The sequence below is a fragment of the Pantoea sp. Morm genome, from assembly GCF_016643525.1.
Lineage (GTDB): Bacteria > Pseudomonadota > Gammaproteobacteria > Enterobacterales > Enterobacteriaceae > Pantoea > Pantoea dispersa.
On record NZ_VOQX01000001.1, the window covers coordinates 85,314 to 104,753 of the forward strand.

The following is a 19,440-nucleotide window of genomic DNA, read 5'->3' on the forward strand; positions in this document are numbered from 1 at the left end:
GACCCTACGTTATCAATGAGGCCAACATGAAACAGTTCTCTGCAGAAGGGATGGTGATTATTGTCGGGATTGTCATTGCCTACATCCTGTTCACTACCTGGCTGACCTGGCGGTTGCGCAGTAAAAACAGCGGCGACTTTATGGCGGGTTCAAACGTGATGCCAGCGTTTGTGGTCGGCGTGATGCTGATGTCTGAATACATTGGTGCCAAGTCAACCATCGGTACGGCGCAGGCGGCTTTTGAGGATGGCTTTGCCGCGTCCTGGTCGGTGATCGGTGCCGCTATCGGCTTTCCGCTGTTTGGTTTTTTGCTGGTCAAACGCATCTACAATACCGGCAAAATTACCATTTCCGGCGCGATTGCCGAGCGCTATGGCAACTCCACCAAAAATATTATTTCTATCATCATGATCTACGCGCTGCTGCTGGTGAACGTCGGTAACTATGTCAGCGGTGCGGCGGCGATCTCTACGGTACTGAACCTTGATCTCACCACGGCGGCGGTGATCACCGCGCTGGTCAGCACCTTCTATTTTATGTTCGGCGGCATGAAAGGCATCGCCTGGGTGACGCTGCTGCACAGCGGCCTGAAATATATCGGTATTCTGGTCATTCTCGGCGTGGCGCTGCACATGACCGGCGGCGTCAGCCCGATGATCAAAGAGATGCCGCACTTTTACTGGACCTGGGACGGTAACGTGGGCGCCAGCACCATTTTTGCCTGGATGATTGGCACCATCGGGTCGATCTTCTGCACCCAGTTTGTGATTCAGGCTATTGCCTCGACCAAAAGTGCGTCGTCTGCGAAGCGCGCGACCTGGGTCGCCTTCTTCTTCTGTATGCCGATTGCCATCGCCATTGCGCTGATTGGCGTGGCGGCAAAGTATCTGCATCCGGAGATCAACAGCCTGTACGCGCTGCCGGTGTTCCTGCAGGACATGAGCCCGTGGCTGGCAGGGATTGTCACCACCTCGCTGGTGGCATCGATTTTTGTCAGCGTCAGCACCGTGGCGCTGGCCATCGCTTCGCTGGTGGTGAAAGACTTTTATGTGCCATATCGTAATCCGACGCCGGAACGTGAATTTCGCATGACGCGCTGGCTGTCACTGCTGATCGGTTTCCTGCCGCTGATCTTCGTGCTGTTCGTACCGGAAGTGCTGAAGCTATCTTTCTTTACCCGCGCCATCCGTCTGTCGATTTCGGTGGTGGCGATCATCGCTTTCTACCTGCCGTTTTATAAAAGTACGCGCGGCGCGAACGCCGGCCTGATTGGTGCCTGCGTCATGACCTCGCTGTGGTATCTGCTGGGCGATCCGTTCGGCATCAACAATATGTACGTCGCGCTGGTGACGCCGGCGGTGATCATGCTGATTGACCGCCTGATCCCGTCACGCCAGCCGCAGCGCAAAAATGCACCTGATTCATCAATGCAAAACAGTGGAGCCTGACATGACCGACTCAACCATTACCGTCGAACGCAACGGTAAGCTTCATCCGCACGCGCAGGACGCGCAGCAGCTCACGGCGATGCTGCCTTCGGTCTGTCCGCAGAACCACGCCGCCAACCTGCTGCCGTTACCGAACGGTGATCTGCTGTGCGTATGGTTTGGCGGCACGCAGGAAGGCATCGCGGATATTTCGGTGTGGTGCTCGCGGCTGGCGCAGGGCAGCGCCCAGTGGAGCGATCCCCGGCAGTTATCCGACGATCCGGCGCGATCGGAACAGAATCCGGTGCTGTTCCTCGATCCCGAGGGCGTGCTGTGGCTGCTGTGGACCGCGCAGAAGTCCGGTAATCAGGACACGGCAATTGTGCGCTATCGCCAGTCACACGATTTGGGTCACAGCTGGAGTGCCATCGATACGCTGCTCGATCAGCCGGGCACGTTTATCCGCCAACCGCTGGTGGTGCTGCCGAATGGCAACTGGCTGCTGCCGGTGTTCTATTGTCGCACCCAGCCGGGAGTGAAATGGGTGGGCAACGATGACATCAGTGCGGTAAAAATCTCCAGTGACAAAGGCCAGAGCTGGCGCGATGTGGCGGTGCCGGACAGCCTCGGCTGCGTGCACATGAACATTACGCTGCTGCAGGATGGCAGCCTGCTGGCGCTGTATCGCAGCCGCTGGGCTGATTATATCTACCAGAGTCGTTCGGACGACGGCGGTGAAAGCTGGAGCACGCCGCAGGCGACCGATCTGCCAAATAATAACTCATCGATTCAGGTGACTACGCTGCACAACGGCCATCTGGCGCTGGTGTTTAACGCCATGAGCGCACGTGATGCCAGCGAGCGTCGCCTGTCACTGTACGACGAAATCGAAGACGAAGATGATGCGGCGGTGGCCGTGGCGGCGCAGCCGGTGGTTCAGGGCGCACGCACCGCCTTCTGGGGAGCTCCGCGCGCACCGATGACGCTGGCTATTTCTGCCGATGGCGGGATGAGCTGGCCGTGGCAGCGTAATCTGGATGAGGGGGACGGTTACTGCATGACCAACAATTCACAGCAGAAACTGAACCGCGAGTTCTCCTATCCCAGCATTAAGCAGAGCGCGGACGGCGCACTGCACATTGCCTACACCTATTTTCGCCAGGCCATCAAGTACGTGCGCGTGGAGGAGAGCTGGGTGAGGGACAAAGCATGAGCCGCCACGCGCTGGTGACCGGTGTCAGTTCCGGCATTGGTGCGGCGATTGCCGATGAGCTGCTGACGCAGGGCTGGCAGGTCACTGGTTTTAGCCGTACGCCGGTGGAGAAAGATCATCCGGCGTTTACCTCCGTCAGCGTCGACCTGTTTGACGCCGGTCAGCTGAAACGAGCTTTGGCCGGGCTGGCGAAGGTGGATGCGCTGGTGCACGCGGCAGGCATGATGCTGGCCGCGCCGCTGGGTGAGCTGGAGGAAGAGCAGGGGGCGCGGCTGTGGTATCTGCACGTGCAGGTGGCGCAAATCATGGCCAACACCTTGCTGCCGCAGATGGGCCACGGCGATCGTATTCTGCTGCTCGGCAGCCGCACGTCACGCGGCGCGGCGAATCGCAGCCAGTATGTCAGCACCAAGGCGGCGATGGTAGGCATGGCGCGCAGCTGGGCCGCCGAACTGGCTCCGCAGGGCATTACGGTCAACGTGATTGCTCCCGGTGCCACCGCCACGCCGATGCTGCTGCAGCCGGACCGCGCCAGCTCGCCGCCGCAACTGCCGCCTATCGGACGCTATATCCATCCCGAAGAGGTGGCCGCGCTGGCGGGTTTTGTGCTGTCGCCGGCTGCCGCTGCCATTACCGGACAGGAGCTGGTAATTTGCGGCGGCGCGTCGCTGTAGCTTTATTCTCCAGCGTGCCTCTCCCATCGTAAAAAACAGGATGGAAGAGGCTGATTATGTCTCGTCTGCGAAAACTCCTGGCTTATCGTGCTACGCTTTCTTTGGGTTTACCAAAATGGTAATCTTTTCACCGTTTTGGTAAACCCAATTTTATTGTCTACATATTAAGTGGTTACGGAGTGTAGCGCTCCGCAGCAGAGAAGCGCGCAATGAATCATGATGTTCTTCAGGAAATAAACACCGAACCACTTTTTCCGGTACAGAGCGATCAACATATTGTTTTTGGCGTTGACGGAAAGTTTAAAGCGCATGCGCTAATCACGATTCTGTCCATCATGAAACACGCCGGAGACCGCGTGTATCATTTCCATCTGATCTCGTCAGAACTGACACCGGCCGATAACCCCCGGCTCGCCAGGCTGTTTCAGGGATCGCGCCACGGCGTGACGCTGCATCATCTGCCGGACCAGCTGTTTGCCACGCTGCCGGTCACCGAACTTTTTACCCGTGCGACCTACTACCGCTTTCTGGCACCGCTGATTTTGCCGCAGGCGGAAAAACTGCTCTATCTTGATGCCGATATGGTGTGCATTAATCCGCTCAATGAACTGTGGCAGATCCCGACCGGCCCTAAGGCGGTTGCGCTGGTGGTCGGTGAAATTGCCTCGCTGCAGCCGGTGCTGGCGAAGAATGCCGGCTTGCGCGGCGAGCGCTATTTTAACGCCGGCATGATGCTGATTGATGTGGCGCAATGGCGCGCTGGCAATATCAGCGAACGCGCGTTTACTTTACTGTCCGAACACGGGCGAAACTTCCAGTATCTCGACCAGGATGCGTTGAATATTTTACTGGAAGATAAAGTGACTTTTGTTTCTCCTCGCTTCAATACCCTGACCATGCTGGCCCATGACGATCGTGGCTATACGCTCGACGTGCCGGCGGAAACCTGCCTGATTCATTATGCCGGTGCGGATAAGCCCTGGCAGGTATGGAATCAACAGTTTGTGGTTCACCATTATCGCGATATTTATCAGGATTCACCGCTGTCCACCATGGCGTTTGACCAGCCAGCCAATGCGCAGCAGGCAAAAAGAATGTATAAGTCGCTTTTTCGTCAAAAAAGATGGTGGCAGGCCATGCTGTGGCGCCTGAAACATATCAAGATGAGGTATTGTTAAGTGCAAGCTCACGCTTTTCGCCAGCTGATGACGGGAAAAAATATTTACCAGCTCTGTTTTGTGCTGCTGAGTATCGCGCTGGCGTCGTCACTGGTGGTTGAAGCCTTACCGCGCAAAATATTCTATTTTTCCAGTTATCTGGTGGCTCTGTATTTAGTAATTCTGGCGGTGAAAAAACAGTGGCTAACAGATAAAACGGCCATAACGGTAGCGCTTCCGCTGCTCTTCATTGGGCTGGTCAGGCTCATCTGGGCAAAGATGTTTTCCCACGCTGAATTCAGTGATGTGGTGAATAACTACTTCCAGGGCGGTAAGCTGTTTATTATCGCGGCTTTTCTCAGCTATTTTATCGTCGCGTGGCGCCACTATCTTAGCCGTCCACTCCTGATAACCTGCAGCGCCATCTTATTTGTCGGGCTGCTGGTGACGTTAGGTTTCGCTATCAGTGAACACGCAAAAACGCTGACCCGCATCAGATTGCTGACCGATTCCGCCGGTACCGTCTCTTATCTGATTACCGCGCTGGCGCTCTGTACTTTGTACACCGGCCACCGGGTAATCTCCCATCGCGGCGGACAAATGATCTTATTCAGCGCGGTTTTTGTCGTGAATATGATGCTGATGATTCTGACCGAGTCACGCGCCGGCGTATTAACCCTGCCACTGATTTATCTGGCCTGGTTTTATTTTACCCATCGCTGGGCGGGTAAAATTTCGCTGGTGGTGTTAGCGCTGTTTATTATCGTGGGCGCTTTATTTATGCCGGGCAGCGTCTGGCAGCGCTTAGACAGCATCCACAATGAAGTCGATACTTATCAAACCAACAACAACACCTCGATTGGTGCCCGTTTCTCTATCTGGAAAGGCGGCTGGCACAGCGTTTCGTGGTCGCTGCTGGGGCAAAGTCCGGATCAGCGCACGGCAAAAGCGCGGGAATACATCACGCAGCATGAGCGCCACAATCCCGAAGCGTATAAAAACGTCATGTATCACCTGCACGATGATCTCCTTGAAACGCTTTCGCTGCAGGGGATCGCTGGCGCACTTTCCCTGCTGATTTTTTACCTGGTGCTACTGATAGTAGCCGCACGCCGCGGCGTCGCCGGATTAACGCTGCTGCCGCTGTCAATTATCATCTTTGGGCTGACCGACACGGTGTTAATTCAGAGTGGTTCGGTGCTAATCCTGGTGATGGCGATTATCATCAGCTATGCCATGATTCATCCGCCTGAGAAAGCATCGTCCTGATAAACCGGCGCTGCCATAGCGCCCGGTAGTTACAGCGGTTTGTTTAACTTCAGAGCCAGATATTTCTTTTTAAAGCTGGTTCTGATTTTACTATCGAAAAGAAAAGACAGCGGCCTGATTTTAGTGATCGCCTCAATAACCTGCTTCCTGTCGTCAGGATTATCCAGGGCTTTCCGATGTTTATGTGCAATATTAATCCAGTGGCAGGATAGCAGATTACGATAGCGCGCCTGCAACACCTCATCCATATGCTGCGTTGCGCTCACTAAGAGTGAAATTTTGTGTTTATCCAGCTGGCTGGATAAGCTGTTGCCGCGTTTAAAATAGAGATAAGGGCTCTGGCGGCTATAAGCGATTGCATCACTGCTGACCAGGATTTCCGGGAAAAGCCATGCGTCCTCGTAACAGGTATAATCCGGGAAGGGATGTGCCAGCAGCATGGTGCGCTTAATAAACTGACCGATAAAGTGCGCCTGCAAATCGCGATGAATCAGGAATTTTTCAATGGCCTGATGCCGTGACAGTGTTTCCGCCTGCAGGCCCTGCCACGTGATGTGCTGAGGCCGGGATTCATATACCTCATTAAGCGCCGTGAACAGTGCGTCCGGACGATGGCTTTTCAGGTAGCGGACAATATCGGCGAGGGCGTCGGCCAGCAACTGATCGTCGCCATCCAGCATCGTAATATATTCACCGCTGCACTGCTGAACGCCAAAATTACGCACCCGGCCAATGTTGCGGTAATCAATATTAAATACTTTCGCCTGCGGATGTCGCCGGGAAAAATCATCGAGTAACGCTGCTGTGTTGTCGACGGATGCGTCATTGATAAGAATAAATTCAATATACTGCTCAACACCATGACAGGCCTTTTCTAAACTCGCCAGCGTGTCAGGCAGAAATTTTTCACTGTTATGGGCCGTTAGCAACACACTGATTAAATAGTCAGGAACCATCATTTTTTAAATCAACATCTGTGGCAGGAATGCCGTCAAGCATACTACAAGTAGCAATTTGAGGGGAGGGCATTGACGCAGCGCAGCTCTGCGCCTCCTGCCACCGATCAGGCACATTTACGACTGATACAATAATGCGTATGATTCTCATTCCTTTTTATGCTTCCTGCTCGCGCAGGTAACCCATCGGTCCTTACCGGAGACAGCAATGACTTCATCATTACGCCCGCGCGCCACCGCGCTGGCTCTGGCGCTGCTGGCAGCCATGAGCCTGAGCGCCTGTCAGGCGCCGGCTAAAAAATCAGTAGCGCCTGCCGCCGCGGCTAAGCCAGCGGCAGCGGCGAAGGTACAGCAGCGTGAACTGGGCGACGGCCTGTATGAAATGGCCTATGTGCCGGGCGATCCGGCTGCGCTGTATGTGGCCAGCGCGCAGGCGTTTAAAACCGTCAACGGTGGCGTGCTGTATCGCCTGGATGCCCGCACGCTGGCGACGCTGGGCGAAACCCACACCGATCTGAAAAACTTTGGCATGACGGCTTCACCGGACGGCAGCGTGCTGTACATTACCAACACGCTGGACGGTGGCGTGACAAAAGTGGACGCCAGAAGCGGTAAAGTGCTGCAGCGTCTGCTGTTTGGCCTGAAAAACGACAAAGGCAATCCGGTTGGCGCGCGTGAAATCCTGCTGCATGACGGCCTGCTGTACATCGGTGCGATTGAGAATCCGGCGATGATTTGGGTGGTCGATGCGAATACGCTGCGGCTGAAAACCACCATCAAAAACGCCGGTAAGTGGGTGACCGGGTTGCTCTATTCGGCGTCAACCGACCGTATTTACGCGGCGAACGGCAGTGGCGAAGTGCTGGTGATTAATCCGCGCAGTCACAAAATTGAGCAGCGCTGGACGCCAGGCGATGGCAAGGAGTATCTGCTGTTAAATCTGGCGGAAGATGCCGCCAATGGCCGCCTGTACGTCACTGACAATTCTAAGGGCAAAACCACGCTGGTATTTGATGAGCGCAGCGGTAAGGTGATCAAACGCCTGGATGTCGGCGATTCGCTTGGCATCAAATTCAATGCGAAGCGCAACGAGATTTACATCAGCCAGCGACTCGGCGGCAAAGTGCTGCAGCTGGACGCGACGACTTACGCAGTGAAAAATAGCTGGACGCTGCCGACCCACCCTAACAGCCTGCTGGTGTCGCCAGATGGTCAGACGCTGTACGTGACGGTGAAGCAGGGGCTCAATAAAGATCGCTCGCCGCAAGGGCCGGATAGCGTGGTGCGGATTACGCTGGATTAACCGCGCTGGGTTTAATCGCGGCGCGAGGGATCGCGCCGCGGATAACCCGTGCTTAGCAACGGGTTACGTCATCCATTACGCCACGCCGTTCACCAGCAGTACGCGGTAGTTGGCGCCTTTCAGGCGATGCGCTTTGGCTTCCTGGTAGGCCGGGCTGAAGTACCAGGCTTTGGCGGCTTCAGCATCTTCAAACTGCAGCACCACCACGCCTTCAGCATCGCGCCCTTCCAGTACCTCCAGATCGCCGTAGAAAGCCAGTGGCGTGATGTGGTGATCGCCACGCGCCGCGCCGGCTTTCTGCGAATAGGTGGCCAGCTCATCTTTATCCAGCGTTTCGTCTTTAATCATAACGACATATGCGGCCATTATTGTTCGCCTCGCGCCTGACGCTTGTCTTCAGTATTGGTATCAAAATCGCTCGCATCGTGCCGTTCCAGCAGCTGATCCTGCGGCTCGGCGCCAAATGCCCGATTCACTTTACGCCCGCGGATCACCGCCGGACGGTCGGCAATCTCTTTTGCCCAGCGCACCACATTTTTGTACGACTGCACATCGAGGAATTCGCCGCCGCCGTACTGGTTGTTCAGCACCAGATTGCCGTACCACGGCCAGGTCGCGATATCGGCAATGGTATATTCGTCGCCGGCGAGGAAACGGTGGTCCGCCAGCTGGCGATCCAGCACATCAAGCTGACGTTTGGCCTCCAGCGTGAAACGGTTAATGGCGTATTCAATTTTTTCTGGCGCGTAGTGATAGAAGTGGCCGAAACCGCCGCCAAGGTAGGGCGCGGATCCCTGCAGCCAGAACAGCCAGTTCAGGGTTTCAGTGCGGCCCGCCACGTCAGAGGGAATAAAGTGGCCGAATTTATCTGCCAGATAGAGCAGGATATTGCCGGATTCAAACACGCGCAGTGGCGGCGTGATCGAGTGGTCGCGCAGCGCCGGAATTTTTGAGTTGGGGTTAACCTCAACGAAGCCGCTGGAGAACTGATCGCCATCGCCGATGCGGATCAGCCAGGCGTCATACTCCGCTTCCTGCACGCCGAGCGCCAGCAGCTCTTCCAGCAGAATGGTCACTTTCTGGCCGTTTGGCGTCCCCAGCGAATAGAGCTGCAGCGGATGCTTACCGACCGGCAGCGTTTGCTCATGCGTCGGCCCGGCGGTTGGACGGTTAGTCTTTGCCCCGTTACCTTTGGCTTCCGGGTCCCAGGTCCAGACTTTCGCGGGCTGATACTGATTTTCCGACATAATGCGTTCGCCTTGTTGTGAGAAGATTTTTGCTGCTACTGAGTGTAGCAGCACGCTATCACGCCGATTTAACCGCGCTGGCGATAAAAGACAAAGTCGAATCAGGCAAAATTCTCTTGCGTAAACAGCATAAAGTCGACTTTGCCGGGCTGATAGGTCTCTGGTTGCTCACCCTCTTCCAGATGTCGCAGCAGCAGCGTCAGCGCCAGTTGTGCGTGACGCAGAGTGTTTTGATCGAGCGTCATCGTCAGCACGCGTTTGGCCAGCAGCTCACGGGTGGTTTGGTAAAGTTCGTGCGTAACATACACCACCTTGCCGCACAGCCGGTGGCGCGCCAGCGCTTCGTGAATCTGCGTGTTGCCCATGCCGGTATTGTACAAGCCGACAATCTGCTGCGATGCGGCCAGCGTTTTCTCCAGCAGCCGGCTGATGCGCTCGCGCTCGTCCTGGCCTGCGATGATCTCCCGCAGCCGCAGATGCGGGAAACGCTCCGCCAGCACTGCCTGAAACCCTTCGATGCGCAGACGGTGCGCGGCGTAATCGGCGCGACCGCTAACCAGCACCACATCTCCCGCCACGGGCAGCATGCTGCCGAGCATCAGCGCGGCGGTGCGTCCGGCCTTCAGCTGATCAACACCGACATGACACAGGCGCGGCGCATCAGGCAGATCGGCCACCAGCGTGATGACCGGTACGCCACGCGCTTTACAGGCCTCAAGCGCCGCGTAAATCAGCGGATTTTCATGGGCGAAAACAATCAGCCCGTCCATCTTTTTGCTGCTGGCTTCGATATGCGCCGCCAGCTTTTCGGGCGCATGCTCCGGAATCAGCGTGCGGTGCAGCCGCAGACGACGATAGCCGAGCTCATCCGCCAGCCGGGCAAAATCCTGCGCCAGCTGTTGAAAGAAGAAGGAACCGTTACCGCTCAGCAGCACTTCTATCTGCCACGCGTGGCGGTGTTCCTCCGGCAGGATGCGTTTCAAACCCGCTTCGCGCGCCGCCAGTAAAATCTTTTTCGTCATCGCGGGCGACACGCCGCCCCGGTCGTTCAGCACCCGATCCACCGTGGCGACGCCCACGCCCACCCGCTTAGCCAGTTCGGCCAGCGTCATTGTTTTCATCTGAGTGAATTCCATCAAAAATCGCGTTCAGACAGCCTGCCAGAAAGCGATATTTTGACAAGACCGACGATGCCGAAGTGTGAGCAACAGGAGCGTTATCATGCGCAGTGCGCAACGTTTTGCCTTGATTGGCTGCGGATTTATTGGCCAGGTGCATGCCGCAAACCTGGCGCGCCATCCCGGCGTTGAGCTGGGGCTGGTGTGCGATATTGACGCCGTGCGCGCCGCTGCGCTGGCAGAGCAGTTTGGGGCGCGGGCCGCCAGCGTGCCGCAGGCGCTGAGCAGTGAGGCCATTGATGCGGTGCTGATTGCCAGTGCGACGCCGACCCACGCTCCGCTACTGGAGCAGGCGGTGCTGGCGGGCAAAGCGGTGTACTGTGAAAAACCGATCGATTTGTCGCTGTCGCGCGCCCGGGAAGTGGTAGCCAGCATTTCCCCGCTGCAGGTGCCGGTGACGGTAGGGTTCAATCGGCGTTTTGATCGCAGCCATGCACAACTGAAAGCCCAGCTGCAGCAGGGCGTGATTGGACGCAGCGAGCTTATCCAGATGGTGTGCCGCGCCTCTGAACTGCCGCCGCTGAGCTATCTGCAGGCGTCCGGCGGACAGATGCGCGACCAGGCCATCCACTTTTTCGATCTGCTACGCTGGCTAACTGAGGATGAAGTGGTCACCGTGGGCGCGCTCGGTGCTGCGCTGGCGATGCCGGCGATCCGCGACATTGACGTCGATACCTCAGTGCTGATTATGCGCCTGCAGCAGGGCGCGCTGGCGCAGCTCGATAATGCCCGTCGTACCGCTTACGGTTATGACGAGCGCATCAGCGTGATGGGCAATATGGGCATGCTGGCGTCGGAAAGCCAGGCGGTGCGCGGTGCAACGCTGTATCAGGGGCAGCACATCCGCCAGCCGGGACTGTATGCGGACTGGTTCAGCCGGGTACAGGAGACCTATTACAGCCATCTCGATGCGTTTGTGCGCCATCTTGGCGGCGAGAACGTGGTTGGTCTGCCGGGGTTGATTGACGGGCTGCGCGCGCAGGCCATCGCGGAAGCGGCGCAGCTGTCGCTGACGCGCGGCGAGTTTGTGGAGGTGGAGTTGGTGACGGTTTGATGGGGAGTGGGCGATGGCGTTTGCCCTCACCCCAACCCTCTCCCGCAGGCGGGAGAGGGGGCTGATTGTGCATCCATCTCTCTTTAGTGGGAGAGGGGCTGATGGTGCGTCCATCTGTCATTGGCGGGAGAGGGGGTTGATTGTGCGGGCGATTTACAGATTCAGCAGCTCGCGCTCAATCAGCTCGCGGGTTTCCACCGCCTGATACTTCATCTTCTCCGGATAGCCAAACAGCGCGGCGGAGATAATCGACTCGCCGCCCACTTTATAGTGGCGGTTAGCGAAATCCATCTCGCGCAGCGCCTCGAACAGCGCGTCGAAATTCACCTCACCTTCGCCAACGGCCACGTGCTGATGGATAGTGGCATCGACACCCGGCGGGTTAACGATGTAGCGACAGTGTTTGGTGTGGTTCATGGTATCGGCAATCAGCATGTGCGACAGATCGTCGCCAGCGTAATGCAGCATACTCTTCACGTCGCCTTTGCCCTTGTCATAGTAGAACGTATGCGGTGCGCTATAGATGTATTTGACGTTGTCGCTGCGGAACGACTTGACGATATCGGCCGTTTCATTGCTCTCTTCGCAGAAATCCCACGGATGCGCCTGAATTTCCACGCGAATCCCCTCACGCTCGAAAATCGGCAGCAGCTCGTCCATTGAGCGATAGAACATCTCTTCGCAGATTTCCGGCTCGTTCGGGTTACCGGAAAGTTCGGTATTGATCACCTGCACGCCCATCTCCACGGCAATCTCAATCATGCGCTTCCAGTTTTTCACCGCCGCCTGGCGCCGCAGCTCATCCGGTCCCGACCAGCGATAGACGGTGATAAACGAGGAGATTTCCAGTCCGGTAGCGTTGAGCGCATTTTTGTACTCGCGCATGATCTCCCGGCTGGCTTTTGGGTGTTTATAGAACGGATTGATCTGCGGATGCGGCGACTGTTCAATGTATTTATAACCCCACTCCGCGACCTGATGCACCATACGCGTGATGCCGAGATCGCGGATAACATCCACATCAAAAGCGATTTTCATTGTTGTTCTCCTGCGCGTTACGTTACCCACCACCGCAATCGGCGGCTGGTGTCGCGTCAACTATAAAAACAGCCCGGCACCAGCTCTAATGCTTTGCTGATGCATTTCCATCAGTGCCGGCGGCCCGCTGCGGCAATCTTTTGCCAAATAATTATTCTATTTGCGTGAGAAATGAAACGAATGATGGTGTTTGTGCGACAGCGATCAAAAGAATGAGAGGATTTACTCATTAATTGAGGGATAACGACCGGCTTATATGGCGTGAAAGCATAACATCAGGCATTATTTTTGATAGTTTATTATCATTAAAGGGCTTAACGATGAGCAAAATTACCATGAGCGCGATTGCCGCCGCTGCCGGGGTGGGGATCGCCACCGTGGACCGGGTGCTCAATCGCCGCGCGCCGGTGCGGGCGCAGACCGAACAGAAAGTACTGGCAGCGGCGCACCGGCTGGGCTACCGCAGCAGCCACGCCCCGCTCAGCACGCAGAGCGACGGCGTGACGCTGCGCATGGGGTTTATCCTGCTGTCGGCTTCGTACTCTTTTTATCAAACGCTAACCGATGCGCTGCGCCAGCAGACGCAGCCATTTCATCCGGCCGGCAGCGAGCCGCTGTTTGTCTGGCACGAGATTGATGAGGTGGCAGCGGTGGTGGATTCGCTCTACCGGCTGGCTGAGCAGGTGGAGGCTATCGGCGTGGTGGCGCTGGATCATCCACTGATCCGCCACGCGATAGCGCACGTTTCGCGTCAGGGCGTGCGCGTCTACGCGCTGTTTTCTGACTTCTCGCCCTGTGGGCATGCTGGCTATTTCGGCCTGGATAATCAGAAAGCCGGGCGCAGCGCGGGCTGGATCGCCAGCCATCTGCTGCATCAGCCGGGTCCGGCGGGCGTGCTGCTGGGGGATCACCGCTTTATCTGTCAGGAGAGCTGCGAGAGTGGTTTTCGTTCGTATCTGCGCGAGCAGGACAGTGCGCGCCGCGTGCTGGAACCGCTCAAAACCCACGAATCGATTGCCGGTGGTTATCAGGCGACTCGCCAGCTGCTGGAGCAACATGCCGATCTGGCGCTGATTTACGCGCCGTGCGGCGGTATAGAAGGGGTCGTTCAGGCGCTGCGTGAGCAGCCGCAGCGTAAGGTGGCGCTGATTTGTCACGGCCCGGTCAATGATGGCGACCTGGCGCTGATAGATGGCACCATCACGGTGATGCTGCGCCACCAGATCGATGACATGGCACGACAGCTGGCGCAAACCGTGCAGCAACGTCACGCTGAGCGCAGCGATCATTTTTCTCAGGTCACCCTGCCGTTTGAGATCGTCATGCGGGAAAATGTCTGAGGCGTTGCGCAGTCACCCTTTGTTATCGCTCACCGGGCGACAGCCGCCCCCGCGCGCATGACGACAGCATTTGATAAAAAAATATCAAAAATTTGATAATTAAATTTATGATCGCTATCAAAGAATGAAAGTTCCATGATTGAGGTTGGTGAAATATCTATTTGATACTGACGCCAGCCCTCATCATAAGGAACCATCATGACCCTACACATTGCCAATGCGCCCTGCAGCTGGGGCGTAGACGATCCTGACAATCCTTTCCTGCCGCCATGGCAAACGGTGCTGCGCGAGGCGGCCCAGGCCGGTTACCGCAGCATTGAACTCGGGCCGTGGCGCTATCTGCCGACCGATGCCGCCGAACTGCGCCAGCAGCTGGAAGCGCATCAGCTGTCACTGGTGGCCGGCACCATTTTTGATGATTTGGTCAGCGAGGCGAATTTCCCGGCGATGGTTGAGCTGACGCACAACATCTGCCGCAACCTGTCGCAGGTGCCGTGCGCGGCACGCACGCACGGTGATAACCGACCCGCGCCCTATCTGGTGATTATCGATTTCGGCAACCCGCAGCGGGCGCAATTTGCCGGCCAGACAGAGAAAGCGCCGCGCCTGGCACCCGCAGACTGGCAGCGCATGATGCAGCACATCACTCAGCTCAGTCACATCGCCTGGCACGACTACGGCGTGCGACCGGTGGTTCATCCTCATGCCGGTGGCTGTATTGAGTTTGCTGATGAACTGGAACAGCTGGTACAGGACATCCCGCACGAGGTCGCCGGACTGTGTCTCGATACCGGCCATCTTTTTTATTCCGGCATGGATCCGCAGACCTGGCTGCAACGCTACTGGTCGCGCATCGACTATCTGCATTTCAAAGACATCAATGCGGCCGTCTGGCGCGATGTGATTGCGCGCGGCGTCGACTTTTTCACTGCCTGTGCCGAGGGTGTGATGTGCCCGCTTGGCCAGGGCGCGATTGATTACCCGGCGCTGCGGGCGTTTCTCGCTGAACGTCACTATCAGGGCTGGATCACCATTGAGCAGGAGCGCGATCCGCGCAACGCCGCCACCAGTCTGCAGGACGTCACGGCCAGCCTGCATTACCTGCATTCCATCGGATTCTGAGGAGAACAACATGATTAACGGGAGCAAAGTACTGGATCGCGCGCTGCGCTGGGGCATGGTGGGCGGCGGCGGCACCAGCCAGATCGGTTACATCCACCGTTCCGCTGCTTTACGCGACGGCAACTTCACCTTAGTGGCGGGTGCGTTTGATATTGATGCGGAGCGCGGACAAGCGTTTGGTCGCGCGCTGGGCGTGGCGGCGGAGCGCTGCTATAGCGACTACGAAACCCTGTTTAAAGCGGAAGCCGCGCGTGCTGATGGTATTGAAGCCGTCTCCATCGCCACGCCGAACAATACGCACTTTGCTATCTGCCGCGCTGCGCTCAGCGCCGGGCTGCACGTGGTATGTGAAAAACCGCTGTGTTTCACCTCCGCTGAAGCTGAGGAACTGCAGCAACTGTGTAAAGCGCAGCAGAAGATCATCGGCGTGACCTACGGTTATGCCGGGCATCAGCTGATTCAGCAGGCGCGCACCATGATTGCTGACGGGCTGCTGGGTGAAATCCGCATTGTGAACATGCAGTTTGCTCACGGCTTTCATCACGAAGCGGTCGAATTACAGAATGCCAGCACCAAATGGCGCGTCGATCCGCGTTTTGTTGGCCCGAGCTATGTGCTGGGCGATCTGGCCACCCATCCGCTGTTTATCGCTGAAACCCTGTTGCCGCAGTTGCAAATAAAACGCCTGCTGTGCAGCCGCCAGAGCTTTGTGGCCTCGCGTGCGCCGCTGGAAGATAACGCCTTTGTGATGATGGAATACGACAACGGTGCGGTCGGTACGCTGTGGGCGTCAGCGGTGAACTGCGGATCGATGCACGGCCAGAAAATTCGCGTGGTGGGGGCCCGAGCCAGTCTGGAGTGGTGGGACGAACAGCCAAACCAGCTGCGCTATGAAGTGCAGGGCGAGCCGGTGCAGATTCTTGAGCGCGGCATGGGTTATTTGCACGCCAGCGCGCTGGCAGATGACCGTATTGGTGGCGGCCATCCCGAAGGATTATTTGAAGCCTGGTCGAATCTCTATCGCCGTTTTGCGCTGGCGATGGACGCCACCGATCGCGGCGATCACGCCTTCCTGCAGGACTTCTGGTATCCGGACGTGCACGCCGGGCTGATGGGGGTACGCTGGGTGGAACAGTGTGTCAAATCGGCGGATGCCGGTGCGGTGTGGGTTGAGTGCTGACTGGCTGACGAAATTTAACCGGAGTGCGAGGCAGCGGGGCGGCATCCGTGCTTTACTGGGAGCCGCTGCGCATGCCTTCTGCAGTCGCTGCGGCGATCTGATCGATGGCGCGCTGTGCCTGTTCGCACTGATGCAAAATAGTGAAGGCATGATGGTAGAGCATTTTTCCTGCTTCGGTAGGTGTTACGCCGCGTTTGGTGCGGATCAGTAACTGCTGATTCACTTCTCCTTCCAGCGTGGCAAGCTGCTGGCTTAGCGCCGGTTGCGCAATATGCAAACTTTCAGCGGCCTGCGTCAGGCTGCCCGCGTCGACGATTTTGATGAAATATTTAAGGCGACGAAGGTTCACGATTACTCCCTCTGGCGACACGATTCGGTGTATCTAAAGCGTCCGGCACGGTGAGATGCAGCAGACGCTGAGTTAAGGACAAACGCCACGACGGCAGGCAGGTACTACGATTAACAGTTTTTTAACATCGACACGCGCAACGCGGCGTGACCGGTGGCGCAATTCGCTGGAAAGGTTTGGGCGCAATCGCAAAAGTGTGCGACGCGTCGCGCAAATGGGGGACTGGAAAGAGAGAAATAGCAGCGATACAGCTGCGAATTTTTAGCGCTAAGACCGGCAATGTAGCGAATCAATATGCTGACGCAGAAAAGCAAAAACCCAGCCATAAGGCTGGGTTTTCTGAATAGTGGTGCCCGGACGCGGAATCGAACCACGGACACGGGGATTTTCAATCCCCTGCTCTACCGACTGAGCTATCCGGGCAACGGGGCGCATTAAACCCTAATGGCTCACAGCCGTCAACGGGTTTCGTAAAAAAAGCGTAGCAATCGTGACTGATTGCCTGCTTTTCAGGCAGGCTGAACAAAAAGCCTACGCCAGCGCGCCGTTTTGCCGGCATAGCGCGATGCTCAGCACATCTTCAGCCAGACGCCGCGCGGTAGCGACATCCTGCACGTTGCGTTTCACCAGCAGCTTACTCAGACAGCCTTCGAGGATCAGCTCCATCTGATCGGCCACCATGCTGGGGTTGTCCAGCGCCAGGTCGACGAGGATTTCATGGGTGAACTGCCAGGAACTGCGCTTCTGCTGTTCGGCAAGCTGGTGCACCGGTTGATCCGGCTGGGGATAGAAACTGCAGGCGGCAATAAACAGACAGCCGGGAAAGCGGCCTTTACTGACGTGCTCTGCCAGCACGTCGTAACGCGCCAGCAGCTTTTGTGCTGCACTGAGGCGCTCATCCAGTTGCACCTGGCGGCGCCAGCTGTCGATCTGCTGGCCGTGAAAGCGCAGCGCGTCATATAGCAGGGCATCGCGATCGGGCCAGTAGCGCTCCAGCTGATCGCTGGTGAGGCCGCTTTCGCCAGCCAGCTGCTGCAGCGAGGTGGTCGCGGCCAGGCCGCTCTGTTCGAGCACATTCAGCGCATGCTCAAGGATCTGTTCGCGTTGCAAAAGACTCTCCTCCGGAATGCGGGCCCGAACGCGTGCGCCCGGGCAGTGTCGTGCAACCAGTTTCGTTTAACGCGGCAGATTGTGCAAATGGGCGCGGAAATCCGCGGCGTTAAGGAAGCCGGTGACGCGTGAATCGGCAATCTCTTTGCCCTGCGCATCAAAGAACAGGATGGTCGGCAGGCCAAGCACCTGCAGATGCTGCAGCAGCGCGTTATCCTGCGCGTTGTTGGCTGTCACGTTAGCCTGCAGCAGCTGCACGTTGCTCAGGGCACCGCGCACGCCGTCATCGCTGAAGGTGTATTTTTCAAACTCTTTGCAGGCCACGCACCAGTCGGCATAGAGATCGACCATGGTGATACGGCCCTGCGCCTGCTGTAATGCGCTATCCAGCTGCTGGCTGCTGCTGATGCGCTGAAACGGCAGGTGCGCGACGCTTTGCGTACTGCTGCTGCCAAATGCCCAGTCCTGCAGCGGGCGCGCCACCACCAGCGCGGCCGCCAGCATGATGATCGGCAGCACGCGCGCTGTGCCGCGCGCGCTGAGACTCAGGCTGAACGCCCAGGCAAAAAATGCCACGCCGAGCAGACTCCACAGCCGCAGTCCCCAGATATCGCCCAGCACGCGCTCCAGCAGAAACACCGGCAGCGCCAGAATCACAAAGCCAAAACCCTCTTTCACGCTCTGCATCCACGGCCCGCTTTTCGGCAGCAGCCGGTTGCCGAACATCGTTACAGCAATCAGCGGCAGTCCCATGCCGAAGGCGTACAGCCACAGCGTGCCGGCACCGGCCCACAGATTACCGCTCTGCGCGATATACAGCAGGATAGCGCTGAGCGGCGCGGTGGTGCAGGGTGAGCAGATCAGGCCTGCCAATGCGCCCATCATAAACACGCCCGCCAGCGATCCGCCTTGCTGACGGTTGCTCCACAGCGTCAGACGCGTCTGGAGGCTGGCAGGCAGCTGCAGCGTGAACAGGCCAAACATCGACAGCGCCAGCAGCACAAACAGCACGGAGAGGCCGATCAACACGTAAGGATGCTGTAGCGCAGCCTGGAAACGCAGCCCCGCCGCTGCCACCACCATACCGAGCAGGGTGTAAGTCAGCGCCATCCCCTGCACGTAGACCAGCGCGAGGGCGAACAGCCGGCCCAGCGAGTAGCGGCGCTGGCCACCAAGAATGATGCCGGAGATCAGCGGATACATCGGCAGCACGCATGGCGTAAAGGCCACGCCGATGCCAATCAGCAGCGCCCACAGCGGCGAAAACGGCAGCGGCGTGCGGTGAGCGGCCGGTGATGCCGCGATTACCGGCGCGGCATCACCGGCAGCCATCGCCGTCAGCGGCACCGAGCGGGTCTCCGGCGGATAGCAGAAACCGGCCGCGGCGCAGCCCTGATAGGTCACGCTGAGCGTTGCACCGGCATCGGCCTGGCGCAGGGTGATCGGCAGCTGTACGTCCTGCGGATAGATTTCGCTCTTGCCGTAAAACTCATCTTCGTGCGGCTGGCCCGGCGGCAGCGTGACCGGCGCCAGCTGCGCGAATTGCGCGCTGATGTGGAATTGCTGGCGATAGAGGTAATAGCCGTCCTTCACTTTCCAGCTCAACGTCAGCTGATGGCCCTGCTGGCTGAAATCGAAGCCAAAGGCCTGATCGACCGGCACAAAGCGGTTGTTGGTGGTGGGCGAGAACAGGCTGGCCTGCGCCGACAGGCAAAACAGCAGCGCCAGGCACAGGCTTAGCAGGCGGGAAAATCGAGCAGCCATGACGAATTAATCAGCTCCGGTGGCGAAGAAGCCGCGATGATAACACGGCCGCTGCGCCA

General features: G+C 57.7%; 18 protein-coding genes, 1 tRNA gene and 1 pseudogene. 10 read left to right on the forward strand and 10 right to left on the reverse strand.

The window, feature by feature from the left end; all coding sequences use genetic code 11:
- The first annotated feature begins 26 nt into the window (after window positions 1-26).
- The 5 genes from FT726_RS00350 (at window position 27) to FT726_RS00370 (ending at window position 5,740) form a co-directional block, all read left to right on the forward strand.
- Window positions 27-1,448 (forward strand): sodium:solute symporter family protein, encoded by a 1,422-nt coding sequence (locus FT726_RS00350; RefSeq protein ID WP_346302297.1) that lies wholly within the window; start codon window positions 27-29, stop codon window positions 1,446-1,448.
- Between the two features lies 1 nt (window position 1,449).
- Window positions 1,450-2,640: an exo-alpha-sialidase gene (locus FT726_RS00355; RefSeq protein ID WP_346302298.1), complete on the forward strand. Its 1,191-nt coding sequence runs from the start codon at window positions 1,450-1,452 to the stop codon at window positions 2,638-2,640.
- Window positions 2,637-3,314: an SDR family NAD(P)-dependent oxidoreductase gene (locus FT726_RS00360; RefSeq protein WP_166719783.1), complete on the forward strand. Its 678-nt coding sequence runs from the start codon at window positions 2,637-2,639 to the stop codon at window positions 3,312-3,314. Before FT726_RS00355 ends, FT726_RS00360 begins: the two co-directional genes overlap by 4 nt.
- A 209-nt stretch (window positions 3,315-3,523) precedes the next feature.
- A complete protein-coding gene (locus tag FT726_RS00365) occupies window positions 3,524-4,492 on the forward strand; it encodes a glycosyltransferase family 8 protein (RefSeq protein WP_346302299.1) in 969 nt (322 codons plus the stop codon).
- Window positions 4,493-5,740: an O-antigen ligase family protein gene (locus FT726_RS00370; RefSeq protein ID WP_346302300.1), complete on the forward strand. Its 1,248-nt coding sequence runs from the start codon at window positions 4,493-4,495 to the stop codon at window positions 5,738-5,740.
- Between the two features lie 29 nt (window positions 5,741-5,769).
- On the opposite strand, the gene FT726_RS00375 is transcribed toward FT726_RS00370, so the two are convergent.
- Window positions 5,770-6,699: a glycosyltransferase family 2 protein gene (locus tag FT726_RS00375; RefSeq protein ID WP_288424959.1), complete on the reverse strand. Its 930-nt coding sequence runs from the start codon at window positions 6,697-6,699 to the stop codon at window positions 5,770-5,772.
- A gap of 205 nt (window positions 6,700-6,904) precedes the next feature.
- On the opposite strand from FT726_RS00375, the gene FT726_RS00380 reads away from it, so the two are divergent.
- Window positions 6,905-7,999: a YncE family protein gene (locus FT726_RS00380; RefSeq protein ID WP_288424957.1), complete on the forward strand. Its 1,095-nt coding sequence runs from the start codon at window positions 6,905-6,907 to the stop codon at window positions 7,997-7,999.
- A 75-nt stretch (window positions 8,000-8,074) separates the two neighbouring features.
- Here the strand turns inward: FT726_RS00380 and FT726_RS00385 are convergent, their stop codons facing one another.
- From FT726_RS00385 to FT726_RS00395, 3 genes are all read right to left on the reverse strand, one after another.
- Window positions 8,075-8,365 carry a DUF1330 domain-containing protein gene (locus FT726_RS00385; RefSeq protein ID WP_021507781.1) on the reverse strand — a complete coding sequence of 97 codons (291 nt, stop codon included), beginning with the start codon at window positions 8,363-8,365 and terminating at the stop codon, window positions 8,075-8,077.
- Window positions 8,365-9,246 (reverse strand): glutathione-dependent disulfide-bond oxidoreductase, encoded by an 882-nt coding sequence (gene yghU, locus FT726_RS00390; protein WP_021507780.1) that lies wholly within the window; start codon window positions 9,244-9,246, stop codon window positions 8,365-8,367. Before yghU ends, FT726_RS00385 begins: the two co-directional genes overlap by 1 nt.
- Before the next feature lie 101 nt (window positions 9,247-9,347).
- Window positions 9,348-10,367, reverse strand: coding sequence for a LacI family DNA-binding transcriptional regulator (locus FT726_RS00395; RefSeq protein WP_288424954.1), 1,020 nt, complete (start codon window positions 10,365-10,367; stop codon window positions 9,348-9,350).
- A gap of 100 nt (window positions 10,368-10,467) precedes the next feature.
- On the opposite strand from FT726_RS00395, the gene FT726_RS00400 reads away from it, so the two are divergent.
- Window positions 10,468-11,478, forward strand: coding sequence for a Gfo/Idh/MocA family oxidoreductase (locus FT726_RS00400; protein WP_288424952.1), 1,011 nt, complete (start codon window positions 10,468-10,470; stop codon window positions 11,476-11,478).
- 153 nt (window positions 11,479-11,631) lie between these two features.
- On the opposite strand, the gene FT726_RS00405 is transcribed toward FT726_RS00400, so the two are convergent.
- On the reverse strand, window positions 11,632-12,516 hold the full coding sequence (locus FT726_RS00405; protein WP_021507777.1) for a sugar phosphate isomerase/epimerase family protein: 885 nt from the start codon (window positions 12,514-12,516) through the stop codon (window positions 11,632-11,634).
- Between the two features lie 320 nt (window positions 12,517-12,836).
- Here FT726_RS00405 and FT726_RS00410 point away from each other — a divergent pair, with 320 nt between their 5' ends.
- Window positions 12,837-13,856 (forward strand): LacI family DNA-binding transcriptional regulator, encoded by a 1,020-nt coding sequence (locus FT726_RS00410; RefSeq protein ID WP_346302301.1) that lies wholly within the window; start codon window positions 12,837-12,839, stop codon window positions 13,854-13,856.
- Window positions 13,857-13,885: 29 nt separating this feature from the next.
- Here the strand turns inward: FT726_RS00410 and FT726_RS00415 are convergent, their stop codons facing one another.
- Entirely contained in the window at window positions 13,886-14,056 is a 171-nt protein-coding gene (locus FT726_RS00415) for a hypothetical protein (RefSeq protein ID WP_159377357.1), read from the reverse strand.
- Between FT726_RS00415 and FT726_RS00420 the strand changes: the two genes are divergently transcribed.
- Complete coding sequence (locus FT726_RS00420; protein WP_059011837.1) at window positions 14,055-14,978, forward strand: TIM barrel protein; 924 nt, start codon at window positions 14,055-14,057, stop codon at window positions 14,976-14,978. The genes FT726_RS00415 and FT726_RS00420 overlap by 2 nt on opposite strands.
- Window positions 14,979-14,988: 10 nt before the next feature.
- Window positions 14,989-16,158 (forward strand): Gfo/Idh/MocA family protein, encoded by a 1,170-nt coding sequence (locus tag FT726_RS00425; protein ID WP_058774901.1) that lies wholly within the window; start codon window positions 14,989-14,991, stop codon window positions 16,156-16,158.
- A gap of 94 nt (window positions 16,159-16,252) precedes the next feature.
- Here FT726_RS00425 and FT726_RS00430 read toward each other — a convergent pair.
- The 4 genes and pseudogenes from FT726_RS00430 to FT726_RS00445 all read right to left on the reverse strand — a co-directional run.
- Window positions 16,253-16,507: pseudogene (locus FT726_RS00430) on the reverse strand (LysR family transcriptional regulator); the annotation flags it as partial.
- A 347-nt stretch (window positions 16,508-16,854) separates the two neighbouring features.
- Window positions 16,855-16,930, reverse strand: a tRNA-Phe gene (locus FT726_RS00435).
- A 108-nt stretch (window positions 16,931-17,038) separates the two neighbouring features.
- Window positions 17,039-17,617, reverse strand: coding sequence for a transcriptional regulator (locus FT726_RS00440; protein WP_058774899.1), 579 nt, complete (start codon window positions 17,615-17,617; stop codon window positions 17,039-17,041).
- A gap of 66 nt (window positions 17,618-17,683) precedes the next feature.
- Window positions 17,684-19,381, reverse strand: coding sequence for a protein-disulfide reductase DsbD (locus tag FT726_RS00445; protein WP_346302302.1), 1,698 nt, complete (start codon window positions 19,379-19,381; stop codon window positions 17,684-17,686).
- Window positions 19,382-19,440 lie beyond the last annotated feature (59 nt).